We start from the raw sequence: 13,901 nt of genomic DNA, 5'->3' as shown, positions 1-13,901 counted from the left end.
CGCCACGATCGGCGCAGAATCATCACCGGCTTGTCCGGTGATGGCGCGCCGCACGGTTGGGGAGGGGTAATCAATGAGCTCGCCGGGTGATCGCGGCTCTTCTCGGACGACGGAGCGTCAGTTCGCGTTCACCACCCGCCCGTACCGGGCGGTCGACGACGCGACCGGCGAATCGATCGGACTCGACGACGTCGGCACCCGGGTGCGGTGGCTGCTCGACCTGATCGCGGCGGCCGGCACCGAGTTGGTGGCACGGCTGTGGCAGCCGGTCACGTTCGACGTCCTCGCGGCCGGTCGCGACCGCCAGGACCGCAGGCTGCCCGCACAGGGTCATGTCGCCGCGTCCCGCCTCGGCTGGAACCCGCACTACCCGGACGGGCTCTACGTGCCCTCGCGGGTGACCCGGGTGGTGACGGCGCAGGTGATGGCGACGCTGCGGACCCTCGTCTACCGGGACACCGCGATCGCGGCACTGTCGGCCCGCTTCGACGCGGCGACCGGCACTCTGGCGCCGCCGACCGAACCGGGCGACTGGGTGCCGTTGGGTTTCGCCCGGGGCGTGCGGCGCCAGCTCATCGCACGCTCTCGCCGCACCGACGAGGCGAAGTCGACGCGGTTGCGGATCACCGACATGCAGGGACCACCGCAGACCAGCGCGATGGCCCGACTCTCCGCCGCCGACCGGCAACTCGCACAGCTCACCGTCACAGGCCGTGAGCTGGTGTTGACGGTGAAGCTGCCGACCTGCCCGGCCCCGGCGGGGCGGGCGCAGTGGCGGCGGGTCCGGCTGACCGCCACCATCCCCGCACACCTGCACGGCCGGGCGATCACCGACTGGCATCTGCCAACCCTGGTCCTCGACCGTCGTGGTCTGTTGTGGCAGTGCGCGGCGACCGAACTCGCCCCCGACTGTGACCTGGGATCGGCGACCGTCGCGGTCGGGGTGGATTGGTCCCCGTCCACGCTCGGTGCCGCCGCCACCGTCGCCGAAAACCCTGACGGGCTGGTGTCGGATTACCGGGGCTTCACCTACGACGACCGCGGCCTCGGGACCAAACTCGCACGCCTACAGGCCGAAGGCCAAATGCTGCACCGCAAGGCGGCCCGGTTGACCCGGCTGGCCGCCACCGCCCCTCCCGAGGTCCGCGCCCAACTCGAGGAGAAGATCGCCGTCCTCAACGAGCATCGCACCGCGGTGGGCGTCAAGCGCGGGAAGATCAACCGGGAACTGGGATTCCATTTTGCCCGCCAGGTCACCGACTACGCCGAGGCGGCGGGTGCGCAGGTGATCGCGGTCGAGGACCTGACCACTCTCGAGACCCGCGGACACGGACGGGTCAACAACAACCGGGCCGCGCAATCGGCCCGCCGTAAAGCGGTCGCCGCGCTCGCGCACACCGCGGGAGGTGTCGGTGTCGACGTGGTCGTGGTGCCGGCCCGCGGATCCTCGGCATTGTGTCCGGGGTGCGACGAACCGCTTTCGCGTCCCGGCGGCTATCACACCGCGTGGTGTTCAGGTTGCCTGCTCGGCGGCAACCGCGACCACGTCGCCGGGGTGAACCTGGCCAAACGCGCCCTGCTCGGCAAAGGCAAGCTGACCCGTCGGCGGGGGCAGCTGCCCGCGATCCGGGTCGCCGAGCACACACCTGTCCGCAGGTCCAGGGACAAGACCAGTCCGACCCCACCTCGGCCACGGCATCGCCGGGTCCGTCACAGCATCCCCACCGCACCACGACGGGTGGGGGTGACTCCGAAACAGCATGATCCTGCACCTCGAGCGTCGGTGTGGGACACGGTCAAACCCACACCACCGCAAGGTGATACGGGTAGCCGTGACACACGCACATCTCCAACGAACGCCACACCCGTGGCCGACGGTATGAGATCTACGTAGACGCTGGGACGTGCCCTGGTACTCCGCGCAGGACGCGGCGGATGCTCTGCTCGGCGACCGGCCACGGTCGCCGGCGCCGCTGGTCTGCTGTCTGAGACAGGGCGGCCGAGTGTTCGAGACGTTCTGGACCAGCGGCCGCGGCCTGGAACCGATGGCTCCGACGTACGGGCTCCTCGACATGACCACGTACGGGCGTCAGGAGTCGTGGGAGGACTCGCCCGCCGGGTGGCCGCAGCGGTGGGAGCGTCGCACGCGGGACATCATGCGCACCGACGGACGGCCCACCGCGCAGTGGTCCCGGTTGCTTCGCCCGTAAGTACTTATCAACCGCCCGACGTTAATAAGTACTCACGGGCCGAAGGCACGCACTGGAAGTGCGTGCACACCATAGATATTCATGTCGGACTTGAGTTTCACCTCGCCCGCCGGGACGGCGAGCTCGAGATTCGGGAAGCGGCGCAGCAGTCCCGCGAAGCCGGCGCGCATCTCGAGGCGGGCCAGTTGCTGGCCCAGGCACAGGTGGACGCCGTGGCCGAAGGACAGCTGACCGCGGGCCGTGCGATGGATGTCCAGGGTGTCCGGGTTGTCGAAACGCAGGGGGTCGCGGTTGGCGGCCAGCAGGGAGACGACGACGGTCGATCCCTGCCCGATCGTTTCGCCGCCGAGTTCGATGTCTTCCGTGGCGTAGCGGTAGAAGATGTCGGCGACGGCCAGGTAGCGCATGAGTTCCTCGACGGCATCGGGCATCAGGTCCGGGTCGGCGCGGAGCTCGGCCAGCTGCTCGGGGTGCTCCAGGAGCGCGAAGGCGCCCAGCGCCAGCATGTTGGCGGTCGTCTCGTGGCCCGCGAGCAGCAGCAGGAACGCGATGCCGATCAGTTCCTCGACGGTGAGGTCGTCGTCGCGGGCCAGGTCGGACAGGATGTCCTCGCCGGGCGTGGCGCGTTTGAGCGCGGCCAGTTCGGCCAGATACCCGGTCAGCGCGCCGTACGCGGCCATCTTCTCGTCGAGCGCCTGATCCTTGACCAGGAACTTGGCCGTGTTGACCTGGAACGTCGCCCGGTCCGCGTAGGGAACGCCGAGCAGTTCGCAGATCACCAATGAGGGCACGGGCAGCGCGAACTCCTTCACCAGGTCGACCGGCTGGGGCAGGCCCGACATCTCGTCCAGTTGCCGCTCCACGACGTCGACGATGTGCTCCTCGAGCTGCTTCATGCGCCGCACGGTGAAGGCGCCGGTGAGCTTGCGCCGCAACCGCGTGTGGTCCGGCGCGTCCATCGCGATGAACAGTCCCGGCACCTGCGGGGACGGCTCGGTGGCGGCGGGCATGCCGGGCGTCTCGTACGGCACGTGGAGAATGCCGATGTCCGAGCGGGAGCTGAACCGGGTGTCGGCCAGAAGCCGGCGGACCGCGTCGTAGCCGGTGACGAGCCAGCCCTCGTGACCGTCGGGGAAGACCAGCGGACTGACAGGTCGAGCGTCGCGTAGCCGGGTGATTGCGCTCGGCGGGTCGAACGGGCCCGCGTCGCGATCCATGGGAAGGCCGTGCGGGACGGGAACGGTTCGGCTCATCGGATGTCCTTCTCGTGCCGGGTGAGTGTGCCTGACGGTCATGGGTTTTCCCTTTCTCCAGGGCTGGAAGTGGATCAGGAACGGCGGATCGTGATGCCGCCGAACGAGGTGTGCGCACGCACCTCGGCGGTCCGGTCGGACGCCGCGGGCCGGGTGACGTCGTCCAGCAGGTTGTGCACCCGCCCGAACTTGGACGTCACGTCCAGCCGTGCGGCGGTGCCCTCGGCGATGCCGATCTCCAGGTCGCCCATCGCGGTCCCGACCTCGACCGAGCCGTGGGCGACCTCGGCGATGCGAATGTTGCCGTTGGCCGTCTTGGCCTCGACACTCGCGCCTGCCCGGTCGACGGAGATGGCGCCGTTCGCCGAGCGCACCCGGACGTCCCCGGTGACGGCGTCGATGGTGGTGTCGCCGTTGGAGTTCTTCACGACCACGGAGCCCGCGGTCTCGCCGATGCGGATCTTCCCGGAGCCAGTGCGGATCTCTGCATTGCCCGCGACGCCGTCCGCGGTGACGTCGCCGGCGGCGGTGTTCACGCGCAGGGAACCGGTCCGCTCGAGCCGGACGTTACCTGCGGAGGTCTTGAACGTGCACTCCCCGAGCCGGCCCGTGCCGCCGAGGTCTCCCACCTGCAGCGAACCGGATACCCGTGAACCGCTGGGAAGTTCGATGGACACGTTCACCGACCTGGTCTTGCGGGAGAAGTCGAAAGCGCGCGCCTTCGGTCCCGTGACCTGAAGAACGCCGTCCGCGTAGTCGACGCGGACCTGCTGGGCGGCCTCGACGTCCGACTCGTCGGAGTCGTCGCTCGGAAGCACGTCGACGACGGTGTCGGTCCGGTCGCTCGCGGTGATCCACACATTGCCGACGCCGAGCCCGAGCGTGACGGAAATCGGTTCGGGTGTCTCGAAATTGGGCATGGTTGTCCCCTTCATCATGGGTGGGTGGCACGTCCCGCAGGTCGGGGACGTGGTGTGGCGGGATGCACGGCCGCATCCTCGACCGGCTCAGCAGGCGGTGCGGTCGCGGTGTCTCATGTACGAGATCAAGTGCATGGCACCACTATGGCACCAAGATGGCATCAACGCAAGACCTATATGGCTCAACCTGGGCGTAGCGCGGCACCACGCAGTAAAAGCTGCTGGTCGGGAAGTGACCAGGTCGATCGGCGCAGAATGTCCTCAAAAGGCCCGGATGGTCACTGTCCGGGGTCGGGTCGTGCCTGCAGCACCGGCGCGGCGGCGGCCAGCAGCGCGTCGCGGTCGCGGTTCAGCGGGGGATAGATGCGTTGGGTGTTGATGGTGACCTTGGTGGCTTTGGCCTGCGCGCCGCGCGTCACCACCTGGCGATCCCACCCCTCGGTGTACACCGCACCGGCCGGTCCGAGATCGAGAATTGTTGCGTACCAGGGGATCCGGAGGGGAAGCATCGGCTCCCCGAGCGGATCGCTGACGACGTTGTAGCCCGCGTAGCGGCCCATCGGGCGCCCGTGCTGGCACGACATCACCGACAGGTGGCCCTCGTCCACCCGCGCCGCGGCGACGTCACCGGCGGCGAACACGCCGGGCGAGCCGATCACGCGCAGATAGTCGTCGACCGGCAGGCGGCCGAGCCGGTCGCGCTCGGCATCGAATTGTGCGGTCAGCGGGTTCGCCCGCATGCCCGCACACCAGACGACGGTCCCCGCGGCCAGCACCTCACCGGAGGAGAGCGTCACCCCGTGCTCGTCGACGGCTGCGACGCCGACACCGGTCATCGTCTCGACGCCGTTCTCGGACAGACCCGCTTCGATCACCGGTCGCGCCGAGTCCCCCATGTCGGAACCGACGCGGGGATTGTGGTCGATCAGCACCACCCGCGGTTCGGCGTGGCAGGCCTTCGCGAGCATTGCGGGCAACTCGGACGCCGTTTCGATGCCGGTGAGTCCGGCGCCGACCACCACCGCGGTCGCCGCGCCCACGCCCGCTCGGCCGTTGGACAGTGTGGCCAGGTGGCGTTGCAGCTTCATCGCGCCGTCGTACGTGTCCACGTCGAAGCCGAATTCCCGCAGTCCGGGGATGTCGGGCTTCGCCACCCGACTGCCCAGCGCCAGGACCAGGCGGTCGTACCGCTGCGTGCCTGCTGCTCCGTCGCCCGAGACGGTGACGGTGCGTGCTGCGGTGTCGATCGCCGTCACCTCTGCGGTGATGTGCCCGACGCCGACCGGGTCGAGCAGGTCGCCCAGTGGGATGCGGCACGCGCTCAGGTCCGCTTCGTAGTTGCGGACCCGGATGTCGTGGAACGGCTTCGCGCTGATGACGGTGACGTCGACGGTGCCCGCGGCGCCGAGTTCGTCGAGCCGCCGCGCTGCCCCCAGCGCGGCCCACAAACCGGCGAACCCCGAGCCGAGGACGAGGACGCGATCGGAATCGGTCACCCCGCCATCGTGCCAGGTCTACGCCGCGACGACTGCCGGATCGCGATCATGCGCGATCATTCGCCGAACAACGCCCGCTCGTCGGCGACGTCGTACTCGGCTACCGACGCCGTGAGCATCGCCTCGCCCTGCTCGTCGCTGGGGCCGCTGCTGCGGAAGGCATCGACCGCCGCCTGCGTCTCCCAGCGCTCGAAGATATTGATGCGGCCGGGGTCGATCAGGTCGGCGGAGATGGCGAAGTCGAGGCAGCCGGCCGCGCCGCGCGCCTGTTCGACGACGCTGACGCAGCCCGCGAGGTAGGACTCGCGCTGTTCCGGTTCGACGGTGATGTGCCCTGCGACGATGACCATGGCTTCGCTCCCGGTTCGGGACAGTCGGACGCTTGGTCCGTGATCGGGGTGGTTCCGGGGGCGCGGAATATCTCTGAGGACGGTACTGTTGAACCCGTCGACGGTGTCGGACATACCCCGGGTACCACATTAAAATTGTCGCCGAGAGCGACCACTTGCCGAGAGGCGATATGACGGCACCGTCGCAGAAGCCGCCGGCACCTCCGGGTGCCGGCGGTTTTCGTTGCGCAGTGGACGTTACTTTTCCTTCTTGTCCTTCCCGAGGCGGGCGGCGAGCATCGCCTTGCCCAGATCGCCGCCCTTCCGGCTGACGGCCTGGGCGCGGCGGAAGAAGTCGGCCAACTCGGCGTCGCCGTCCATGTCGGCGTCGGAGATGTAGCCCTCGAGACGCAGCGCGTTGCTCAGTGAGGCCTCGACGAACCAGATCAGGTTGTAGTCCTTGTCCCGTAGACCCGTCACCGAACCGGCATCTTGTTCACTCATCAGTGCGTCCTTCCCGAGAAACGGCCGACTGTCTTGTGGTTCCTGCCTACCCGTGTGGTTGCATCGTAGAACGTAAGGCGCGCCGGGCTCAGGCGAATGCCCAGTTCATCAGGACGACGTACAGCCCGGTCCCGACGACGATCGAGAGCACCGCGTTCTTACGCCACAGGTGTACCGCGGCCGTGGCCCCCACCGCGATCAATTCGGGGATCCCGTGCGACGGGGCGGTGACGGAGACGTTCTTCAGCGAGTACGCCACCAGGATCAGCATGATCCCGGCGGGCATGTAGACACCCAGGTAGCCGACGAGCGCGGACGACCGCAACGGCATGACGATCGCGAACGGGACCGCCCGCAGTGCGAACGTGACCACCGCCATGATCGCGACGGCCGCGAGGATGTAACCGGGGTCAGGCATCGGCAGGCACCTTTCTGCGCGTTAAGAAGTATCGGACGACGAGCAGGCTCACGAATGCGCCCATCGCGATCGGCAGCATGTGTTCGGCGTCGACGAGTCGCGCCGTCAGGGCGCACGCCACGGCGATCGTGGGAACCGCGAAACCGCTCTGGGCCCGGATCGCCTCGATGGACAGCACGACGAACAGTGCGGTCAGCGCGAAGTCGAGTCCGACGATGTCCTCCGGGATCCACTGCGCTGCAGTCGCTCCGAGGATCGCCCCGCCGATCCAGTACGCGTGGAGATACAGCTGCGAGTACACCATGACCCGACCGGTCATCGACCTCCGGTCGCCGGTGACCGACATGGCGTACGCCTCGTCGGTCAGCGCGAACATGCTGTAGAACCGGGCGAGCCGGCCCTTGACCCTGTCGAGGGGAAAACTCAAGGCGTAGAACACGTGCCGGAAGTTCACCAGCAGCGCGGTCAGCGCGATGTAGGGGAGTGGCGTCAGGGTGGCGACCATGCCGACCGCGATGAATTCGAGGGAACCGGCGTAGATCAGCGAGGTGAAGACCAGCGCCCACCAGGGGTTGAGTCCCTGCTGGACCACGAGCACCCCGAGGGCGATCCCCAGCGGAACCAACCCGATCCCGACGGGGAGGGACGCCTGCAGGGCCCGACGCCATTCCGGGGTGTGCCGGTGGTCGGGGTCGACGACTGCGGTCGTGGAAAAGGGGGCTGGATCGATCACCACGCAAATCTATAGCAACTATCCCGGTGCGCGATTGCGAGCGAATGCCCATAATCGGCCTCGTGCGCAATAATAGTGCGATGGATGACATCGATCACGCAATTCTCGACCACCTGCGCAACGACTCCAGTCTGACCAACACCGAATTGGCGGATCTCGTGGGTCTGACTCCCTCCCCGTGCCTGCGCAGGGTCAAGAAACTCGAGGCGGACGGCGTCATCACCGGCTATCGCGCAATCGTCAGCCAGGAGGCGCTGGATCGGGGCTTCCAGGTGATCGTCACCGCCGAGATCGGGGTGAACGACCAGGCGACCATCGAGCAGTTCGAGTCCCGGGTCGCCGCGTTCGATGAGGTGATCGAATGCCGGCGGCTGTTCGGGATCCCCGACTACTTCATCCGGGTCGCGGTCCGCGACCTCGCGACGTACGAGAACTTCATGGCCACCAAGCTCAGCGGACTCCCGGCCGTGTCGCGGGTGACGTCGCTGATCACGATGAAGACCATCAAGAGCGCCGACTGACCTTTATTCTGGCGGTATGCCCGACGACCTGCTGATCGCGCGGAATCCGGAAGCCGGTTCGACGCTTCCCTATCTGGTGCGGGTTCCGCTCGGACCGGGCGGCATCGTCGTCAAGGCGAAGCAGCCCTGGCCTCGCGAATCCAAGGTCTACTGCCACCGGGCCGACGAGTGGCCTGCCGACGCCGAGATCCTCGAGCGGCTCGAGGTTCGTTCGTGCACCCGGCGGGGTCCCGCGATCGACCTGGTGCTCACCCGTGCCCGGGAGAACCGCTCCCAACTGGTCATGACTCGTGCGCGGGGCCGGGAGATGATCTTCTGGCAGTCGCCGCGCACCGCGAAGCAGGCGAGGCCCGCGGTCACGGTGCCGACGGCGCGGGCCCACGGCCGGGTGCTCGACATCGTCGTCGACACCGCCGAAAAGTATCCGTACACGTTCGGGAAGCAGCAGGCGACCACGGTCCGGCGACGGCTGTCGGCGGGAGACTACGCGGTCGAGATCGGCGACGAGCTCGTGGCGGTGGTGGAGCGTAAGACGCTCGAGGATCTTGCGGCGAGCCTGCTGTCCGGGCGGATGACCTACGCGGCGGCCGAGTTGAGCGCGCTGCCTCGGGCCGCCGTGGTGGTCGAGGACCGGTACAGCCGACTGTTCAAGCTCGAACACGTCAGCGGCGCCAGGGTCGCCGAGGCGCTGGCCGAATTGCAGGCCCGGTTCCCGGCGCTGCCGGTGACGTTCTGCGAGACACGGCAACTGGGGCAGGAGTGGACGTATCGCTGGCTCGGTGCCTGCCTGCACGAGTGGGAATCGGCCCGGGCGACCAGCGAACTCGAAACGACGTTCGCGACGGCGCCGCCCGTGGCGCCCGCGAAAGTCGACGTGCAGCGCCCCGCGGTCGTCCGCGCCTGGGCTCGGACTCAGGGTATCGAGGTCTCGGAGAAGGGCCGGATCCCGGCGGCGGTGATGCGGGCGTTCTCGGCGGCTCACGCCGATTGATATCGGTGATGCTGCGCACCCCGCGCGCCAAAAGGTAAAGAGTCCTTTACTATGGGTGGCTCGTACTCCTATTGCAGAGAGAGCCATGACCAGCGCTTCGCGCCCCCGAAGACCCAGCCCGCCCCAGAGTGATCACCGCAGTCCCGGATGCAGGACGCGGGTGACGCCATGGTGACCGTCCTGAGCATCGGCTTCGGCGTCGTCGTCGTATTACTGATCACCGCCCTGACCGGCTATTTCGTCGCGCAGGAATTCGCGTACATGTCGGTCGACCGTTCGCGGCTCAAGGCCAGGGCCGAGGCGGGAGACGCGGGCGCCGCACGCGCGCTGGGCGTCACTCGCCGCACGTCGTTCATGTTGTCCGGCGCCCAGTTGGGTATCACGGTCACCGGTCTGCTCGTCGGTTATGTCGCCGAACCCCTGATCGGGCGCGGCCTTGGTGAGCTCCTCGGCGGTGTCGGCATCCCGACCGCGGTCGGTGTCGGTGTCGGTGCCGTCCTCGCCGTCCTGTTCTCCACCTTCGTTCAGATGCTGTTCGGTGAGCTGTTCCCGAAGAACCTGGCGATCGCCCGTCCCGAACCGGTGGCCCGATGGTTCGCGCTGTCGACCACCGTCTACCTGAAGCTGTTCGGCTGGCTGATCTGGTTGTTCGACCAGTCGTCGAACCTGCTGCTGCGTGCGCTGAGGATCGAGCCGGTCCACGACGTCGAACACTCGGCGACCGCACGGGACCTCGAGCACATCGTCGCCGAGTCCCGCGACGCCGGTGAGCTGCCGCGGGAACTGTCGACCCTGCTCGACCGGATCCTCGACTTCCCCACCCGCACTGCCGGGCACGCCATGATTCCCCGCGCCCACGTCGACACCGTCCGGGCCGACGAACCCCTGAGCAGCGTGCTCGGGAAGATGGGCGCCGGACACACCCGCTACCCCGTCGTCGGGACCTCCTCCGACGACCTGCGCGGCGTCATCCACCTCCACGACCTGCTCGGCGAACAGCCCGACGGGGCGGCCGCGTCCCGGACCCGCGCGGCCGTCGTCGTGCCGACGTCGCTGCCGCTGCCCGACGTGCTGGAACAGCTGACGGCCGCCCGGGACGAGATGGCCCTCGTCGTCGACGAGTACGGCGGTTTCGCCGGCGTGATCACGATCGAGGATCTCGCGGAGGAACTCGTCGGTGAGATCGCCGACGAACACGATCCCGACGGCGACGCGTCCGTGACGGGCTCCGAGTCCGAGGGCTGGACGATGCCCGGCGACCTGCACATCGACGAGGTGGAGCGCGTCCTCGGACACGACCTCCCGTCCGGTGACTTCGAGACGCTCGCCGGCGCCGTCATCGCGGAGTTCGGTGGTCTCCCCGTCGTCGGGGATGTCGTCGCGATTCGATTGAACCCGGATCCGGCCGACCTGATCGCCGACGCCGACCCACCCGTCCGCAGCCTCGACGCCGAGGTGCGGGCGGTCGACAAGCACGTTCCGTCCTCGCTGTTCGTGAGGCTCCGCGTCCTGGAAAGCGAGACGACCGATGAGTAATCCCTGGGTCGTCGTGGTGGTCACCGTCGGGTTGATCGCGGCCAGCGCGTTCTTCGTGGCGATCGAGTTCGCACTGATCGCTGCCCGCCGCCACCGCCTCGAGGACGCCGCCCCCACCAGTCGTGCCGCCCGGTCCGCCCTGCGCAGCGCGTCCGAGCTGTCGGTGTTGCTGGCCGGATCCCAGCTGGGCATCACCGTGTGCACCCTCGCGCTCGGTGCCGTCACCAAGCCGGCCGTGCATCACTGGCTGACCCCGGCGTTCGCAGGGTGGGGTGCCCCGCTGTGGCTGGCGGACGTCCTCGGATTCGTCCTCGCCCTGATCATCGTGACGTTCCTGCACCTCGTCGTCGGCGAGATGGCACCGAAGTCGTGGGCGATCGCGCACCCGGAGAAATCGGCGACCCTGCTGGCGATCCCGATGCGCGGGTTCATGTGGGCCACCCGCCCACTGCTGCTGGTGCTGAACCGGATGGCGAACCGGTGCCTGCGACTGTTTGGTGTGGAACCGGTCGACCAGGTCGGGGCGGGCCAGGATCCCGACGCGCTGCGTCACCTTGTCGAGCACTCCGCGACCGTCGGCACGCTCGACGAGCGGTACCACGGCCAGCTGACCAGCGCCCTGGAACTTCAGTCGCTCACCGTGCGGGACGTGGTGCGGCCGAACACCTCCCCGAGCAGCGTCGCCCCGGACGCGACCGCGGCGGCGATCAAGGCGGCTGCGGACCGAAGCGGCCACCTCCGGCTGCTCGTGCGCGACGACGACGGGATCAGGGGCGTGGTGCATGCGCGGGACAGTCTGCGGGCAGGCTCCACTGTGACGGCCGCCGACCTGATGCGTCCCGTGCTGACCCTCGACGCGGACGCCGCCGTGTACGAGGCATTGCACACGATGCGCGAGACCCGCAGCCATCTCGCGATCGTCACCGACGACGGGCAGCTGATCGGTGTCGTCACGTTGACGGACGTCCTCGCGCGCCTGCGTCCGGCGGCGGGGGCGCCCGCCTGACCCGTTTCGCATACCGCAGCCGGTGCTGGGACCGCGGGAGCGGTGCCTCGTGGAATTCCCCGCCGACTCACGTCAGGGCCCGCCGGGGAGCCAGATGGTGGGGGGCCCGGTCCGTTCTTCGAGGAGGTCGTTTCGGCTCAGTCGGGTGAGGTGAGCACCTGCCTCTCCTGTGGCCGACAGCTGCGCGGCTACGGGGAGGGAGCTCCAGTCGCGTCTGCGTGGCAGACCAGCTGCCACCTCCCAGACCGTCGCTCCCTCACTCGGTATCGCGCGAGCAATGTGATCTGCCCGCGACCTATGGTGCGACGCGACTGTGTCGATTCGCGTTGCGAGTCCGGTGAACGGCGAATGGTGCCCTGGCAGAACCCATTCGACATCGAAGTTGCGAAGACGCTGCAGCGAGTTCAGGTACTCGGACATGGGGTCTTCGGAGGAGCCGGGACGCAAGGTCGGGCTGTAGGTCGATCTCGAGAACAGCGTATCTCCGCTGAACAGCGACCGGGTCGAGGACTCGTAGAAGCTGACGCTGCCGGGCGTGTGGCCAGGGGTATGTATGACGGTCAGGTGGAACGGGCCGTGGCGAATGACCGATCCTTCACGCAGGCTGATGTCGGGGACGCCTGGCCAGAAGAGCGCTGCCTGCTCCGACACTTGTTGCTGCGCTCGGTGCCAGAGCGATTCGGGCACGCCTGCCCACGCCAGCCACGCCGCGGTTTCGTCATGGTGAGGCTGCGGCAGATGGAAACGGTCCTCGAGTTGCACTGCATCCGCCGGATGTAATCCCACCGACACTCCCCAACTCTGCATCCACCCCGCGAGACCGGCGTGATCAGCATGCAAGTGTGTCAGGAGAAGTGTGTCGATGTCATCGAGACGATAGCCCAGATGAGCAACGAACTGTTCGAGGTGTGCGCGAGCCTCCGGCGTGGACCAGCCGCAGTCGATGATCAGTAGGCGTCCACCTGCTTCGAGCAGGTAGACGTTGACGTGATCGATGCTGTGGCCGGCGAGGGGGAGTTCGAGGCGGTGCAGACCGGGCTTCATCGACATGCTCGGCGGTTATTCGAGTGGGTGCTACTCAGGCAAGAGAACCCAGCAGCCTCCTGGCGAACGACTGTGATCACGTGTGTCTCTCTACTCGGTGGCGCGGACGCCTGGCTCGATCGGCGTGAAACCCAACGTTAGTGGGCTGGTTCGGTCAAAGCAGTCCTTGTCGACCTCGCGTATCCGGTGTTCATTGCCGGGTCGTGGCCGGGGATCACATCGACCTCCAGCCGTTCGCGCCACCTTCTTGCGGTCGATATCGATGTCGGTAACGACCTGACCTGGGGTATGCCCGGCGTAGCGAGTGATGCGCGCTTTACCGGCGCAGATCTCACCGCTCTCGTCGACAAGCTCCAATCGTTCCTCGCGGCATAGTGACTCGAAGAATGTGACCTCCTGGGACTCGACCGGCCACGAGAACGCCGGCCTGTCCAGTATTCGTACTCGGACCGCGACTTGTGGAAGGTGGCATTGGGAAGGGTTGCGGGGTCGAGCCGACGTTCTCGTTGAGACCGTATTCCATTACCACCCTTTGATCCCGTCACCGGATGTGTCAGAGAAATTACTACATCTCGATTCGGGTGTCCCTCTCGCCGTGAAGTTTACAGCGATAGAACGTCTCACTGGTCATTCGCTCGGAACGCGTGGCATACCGCGCCGATCTTCCGGTGACCGTGATGTTCCGTTCGATCAGGCAGACATGCGCGCGCCGACTCCCACCGGCCCATCGCCTTTGCCATCGGGCGCGCTCTCGGCCAGGCCGGACGAGCGCGCGGCGCTGTTTCGCAGGCTCGCACTGTGGGGCCTTTCGATGGTGATCATCGGCCCGTTGCTGTCATGGGGCATCTTCACCCTGTCGTGACGGTAGATCGCAGCCTGGACGTGAGGGAGGAACTGTCAGTACACGTACTGGCAGACACTGGCAGCCGCGTTCGTTTGC

Annotated in this window: 15 protein-coding genes; 7 read left to right on the top strand and 8 right to left on the bottom strand. The window is 67.7% G+C overall.

Annotated features, from left to right (window positions below):
- Window positions 1-73 precede the first annotated feature (73 nt).
- Window positions 74-1,894, top strand: coding sequence for a zinc ribbon domain-containing protein (locus tag I1A62_RS24390; RefSeq protein WP_219460476.1), 1,821 nt, complete (start codon window positions 74-76; stop codon window positions 1,892-1,894).
- 10 nt (window positions 1,895-1,904) lie between these two features.
- Window positions 1,905-2,210, top strand: coding sequence for a DUF899 domain-containing protein (locus I1A62_RS24385; protein WP_257890906.1), 306 nt, complete (start codon window positions 1,905-1,907; stop codon window positions 2,208-2,210).
- A 32-nt stretch (window positions 2,211-2,242) separates the two neighbouring features.
- Here the strand turns inward: I1A62_RS24385 and I1A62_RS24380 are convergent, their stop codons facing one another.
- From I1A62_RS24380 to I1A62_RS24350, 7 genes are all read right to left on the bottom strand, one after another.
- The gene (locus I1A62_RS24380) at window positions 2,243-3,463 is read right to left on the bottom strand and encodes a cytochrome P450 (RefSeq protein WP_219460473.1); all 1,221 of its coding nucleotides are present in this window, start codon (window positions 3,461-3,463) and stop codon (window positions 2,243-2,245) included.
- A gap of 74 nt (window positions 3,464-3,537) precedes the next feature.
- On the bottom strand, window positions 3,538-4,383 hold the full coding sequence (locus tag I1A62_RS24375) for a DUF4097 family beta strand repeat-containing protein (protein ID WP_219460471.1): 846 nt from the start codon (window positions 4,381-4,383) through the stop codon (window positions 3,538-3,540).
- Between the two features lie 278 nt (window positions 4,384-4,661).
- Window positions 4,662-5,879 carry an NAD(P)/FAD-dependent oxidoreductase gene (locus I1A62_RS24370; RefSeq protein WP_219460470.1) on the bottom strand — a complete coding sequence of 406 codons (1,218 nt, stop codon included), beginning with the start codon at window positions 5,877-5,879 and terminating at the stop codon, window positions 4,662-4,664.
- 56 nt (window positions 5,880-5,935) lie between these two features.
- On the bottom strand, window positions 5,936-6,229 hold the full coding sequence (locus I1A62_RS24365) for a putative quinol monooxygenase (RefSeq protein WP_124391467.1): 294 nt from the start codon (window positions 6,227-6,229) through the stop codon (window positions 5,936-5,938).
- Between the two features lie 237 nt (window positions 6,230-6,466).
- On the bottom strand, window positions 6,467-6,712 hold the full coding sequence (locus tag I1A62_RS24360; RefSeq protein ID WP_124391466.1) for a hypothetical protein: 246 nt from the start codon (window positions 6,710-6,712) through the stop codon (window positions 6,467-6,469).
- Window positions 6,713-6,800: 88 nt separating this feature from the next.
- Window positions 6,801-7,130, bottom strand: a complete 330-nt coding sequence (locus I1A62_RS24355; protein ID WP_124391465.1) for a branched-chain amino acid transporter permease — start codon at window positions 7,128-7,130, stop codon at window positions 6,801-6,803.
- Window positions 7,123-7,866 (bottom strand): AzlC family ABC transporter permease, encoded by a 744-nt coding sequence (locus I1A62_RS24350; RefSeq protein ID WP_124391464.1) that lies wholly within the window; start codon window positions 7,864-7,866, stop codon window positions 7,123-7,125. The genes I1A62_RS24355 and I1A62_RS24350 overlap by 8 nt, the downstream gene beginning before the upstream one ends.
- 77 nt (window positions 7,867-7,943) lie before the next feature.
- Here I1A62_RS24350 and I1A62_RS24345 point away from each other — a divergent pair, with 77 nt between their 5' ends.
- The 4 genes from I1A62_RS24345 (at window position 7,944) to I1A62_RS24330 (ending at window position 11,917) form a co-directional block, all read left to right on the top strand.
- Window positions 7,944-8,384 (top strand): Lrp/AsnC family transcriptional regulator, encoded by a 441-nt coding sequence (locus I1A62_RS24345; protein WP_005254660.1) that lies wholly within the window; start codon window positions 7,944-7,946, stop codon window positions 8,382-8,384.
- A 16-nt stretch (window positions 8,385-8,400) separates the two neighbouring features.
- Window positions 8,401-9,375: a histone-like nucleoid-structuring protein Lsr2 gene (locus I1A62_RS24340; protein WP_124391463.1), complete on the top strand. Its 975-nt coding sequence runs from the start codon at window positions 8,401-8,403 to the stop codon at window positions 9,373-9,375.
- 168 nt (window positions 9,376-9,543) lie between these two features.
- Window positions 9,544-10,911, top strand: coding sequence for a hemolysin family protein (locus I1A62_RS24335; RefSeq protein ID WP_219461391.1), 1,368 nt, complete (start codon window positions 9,544-9,546; stop codon window positions 10,909-10,911).
- Complete coding sequence (locus I1A62_RS24330; RefSeq protein ID WP_219460467.1) at window positions 10,904-11,917, top strand: hemolysin family protein; 1,014 nt, start codon at window positions 10,904-10,906, stop codon at window positions 11,915-11,917. Before I1A62_RS24335 ends, I1A62_RS24330 begins: the two co-directional genes overlap by 8 nt.
- A gap of 72 nt (window positions 11,918-11,989) precedes the next feature.
- On the opposite strand, the gene I1A62_RS24325 is transcribed toward I1A62_RS24330, so the two are convergent.
- Window positions 11,990-12,967: an MBL fold metallo-hydrolase gene (locus I1A62_RS24325; protein ID WP_219460466.1), complete on the bottom strand. Its 978-nt coding sequence runs from the start codon at window positions 12,965-12,967 to the stop codon at window positions 11,990-11,992.
- A 694-nt stretch (window positions 12,968-13,661) separates the two neighbouring features.
- On the opposite strand from I1A62_RS24325, the gene I1A62_RS24320 reads away from it, so the two are divergent.
- Complete coding sequence (locus tag I1A62_RS24320; protein ID WP_219460462.1) at window positions 13,662-13,823, top strand: hypothetical protein; 162 nt, start codon at window positions 13,662-13,664, stop codon at window positions 13,821-13,823.
- Window positions 13,824-13,901 lie beyond the last annotated feature (78 nt).

The organism is Rhodococcus sp. USK10 (assembly GCF_019378875.1).
Taxonomy (GTDB): domain Bacteria; phylum Actinomycetota; class Actinomycetes; order Mycobacteriales; family Mycobacteriaceae; genus Rhodococcus_F; species Rhodococcus_F pseudokoreensis.
Note: the sequence above shows the minus strand (reverse complement) of the source record. Positions and strands in the feature narration are given on the sequence as shown.

Excerpts from the sequence above, each read along its gene's own strand:
- I1A62_RS24355 (WP_124391465.1), bottom strand. The coding sequence starts at position 7,130 with ATGCCTGACCCCGGTTACATCCTCGCGGCCGTCGCGATCATGGCGGTG.
- I1A62_RS24345 (WP_005254660.1), top strand. The coding sequence starts at position 7,944 with ATGGATGACATCGATCACGCAATTCTCGACCACCTGCGCAACGACTCC.
- I1A62_RS24325 (WP_219460466.1), bottom strand. The coding sequence starts at position 12,967 with ATGTCGATGAAGCCCGGTCTGCACCGCCTCGAACTCCCCCTCGCCGGC.
- I1A62_RS24340 (WP_124391463.1), top strand. The coding sequence starts at position 8,401 with ATGCCCGACGACCTGCTGATCGCGCGGAATCCGGAAGCCGGTTCGACG.
- I1A62_RS24335 (WP_219461391.1), top strand. The coding sequence starts at position 9,544 with ATGGTGACCGTCCTGAGCATCGGCTTCGGCGTCGTCGTCGTATTACTG.
- I1A62_RS24365 (WP_124391467.1), bottom strand. The coding sequence starts at position 6,229 with ATGGTCATCGTCGCAGGGCACATCACCGTCGAACCGGAACAGCGCGAG.
- I1A62_RS24390 (WP_219460476.1), top strand. The coding sequence starts at position 74 with ATGAGCTCGCCGGGTGATCGCGGCTCTTCTCGGACGACGGAGCGTCAG.
- I1A62_RS24380 (WP_219460473.1), bottom strand. The coding sequence starts at position 3,463 with ATGAGCCGAACCGTTCCCGTCCCGCACGGCCTTCCCATGGATCGCGAC.
- I1A62_RS24320 (WP_219460462.1), top strand. The coding sequence starts at position 13,662 with ATGCGCGCGCCGACTCCCACCGGCCCATCGCCTTTGCCATCGGGCGCG.
- I1A62_RS24360 (WP_124391466.1), bottom strand. The coding sequence starts at position 6,712 with ATGAGTGAACAAGATGCCGGTTCGGTGACGGGTCTACGGGACAAGGAC.
- I1A62_RS24330 (WP_219460467.1), top strand. The coding sequence starts at position 10,904 with ATGAGTAATCCCTGGGTCGTCGTGGTGGTCACCGTCGGGTTGATCGCG.
- I1A62_RS24375 (WP_219460471.1), bottom strand. The coding sequence starts at position 4,383 with ATGCCCAATTTCGAGACACCCGAACCGATTTCCGTCACGCTCGGGCTC.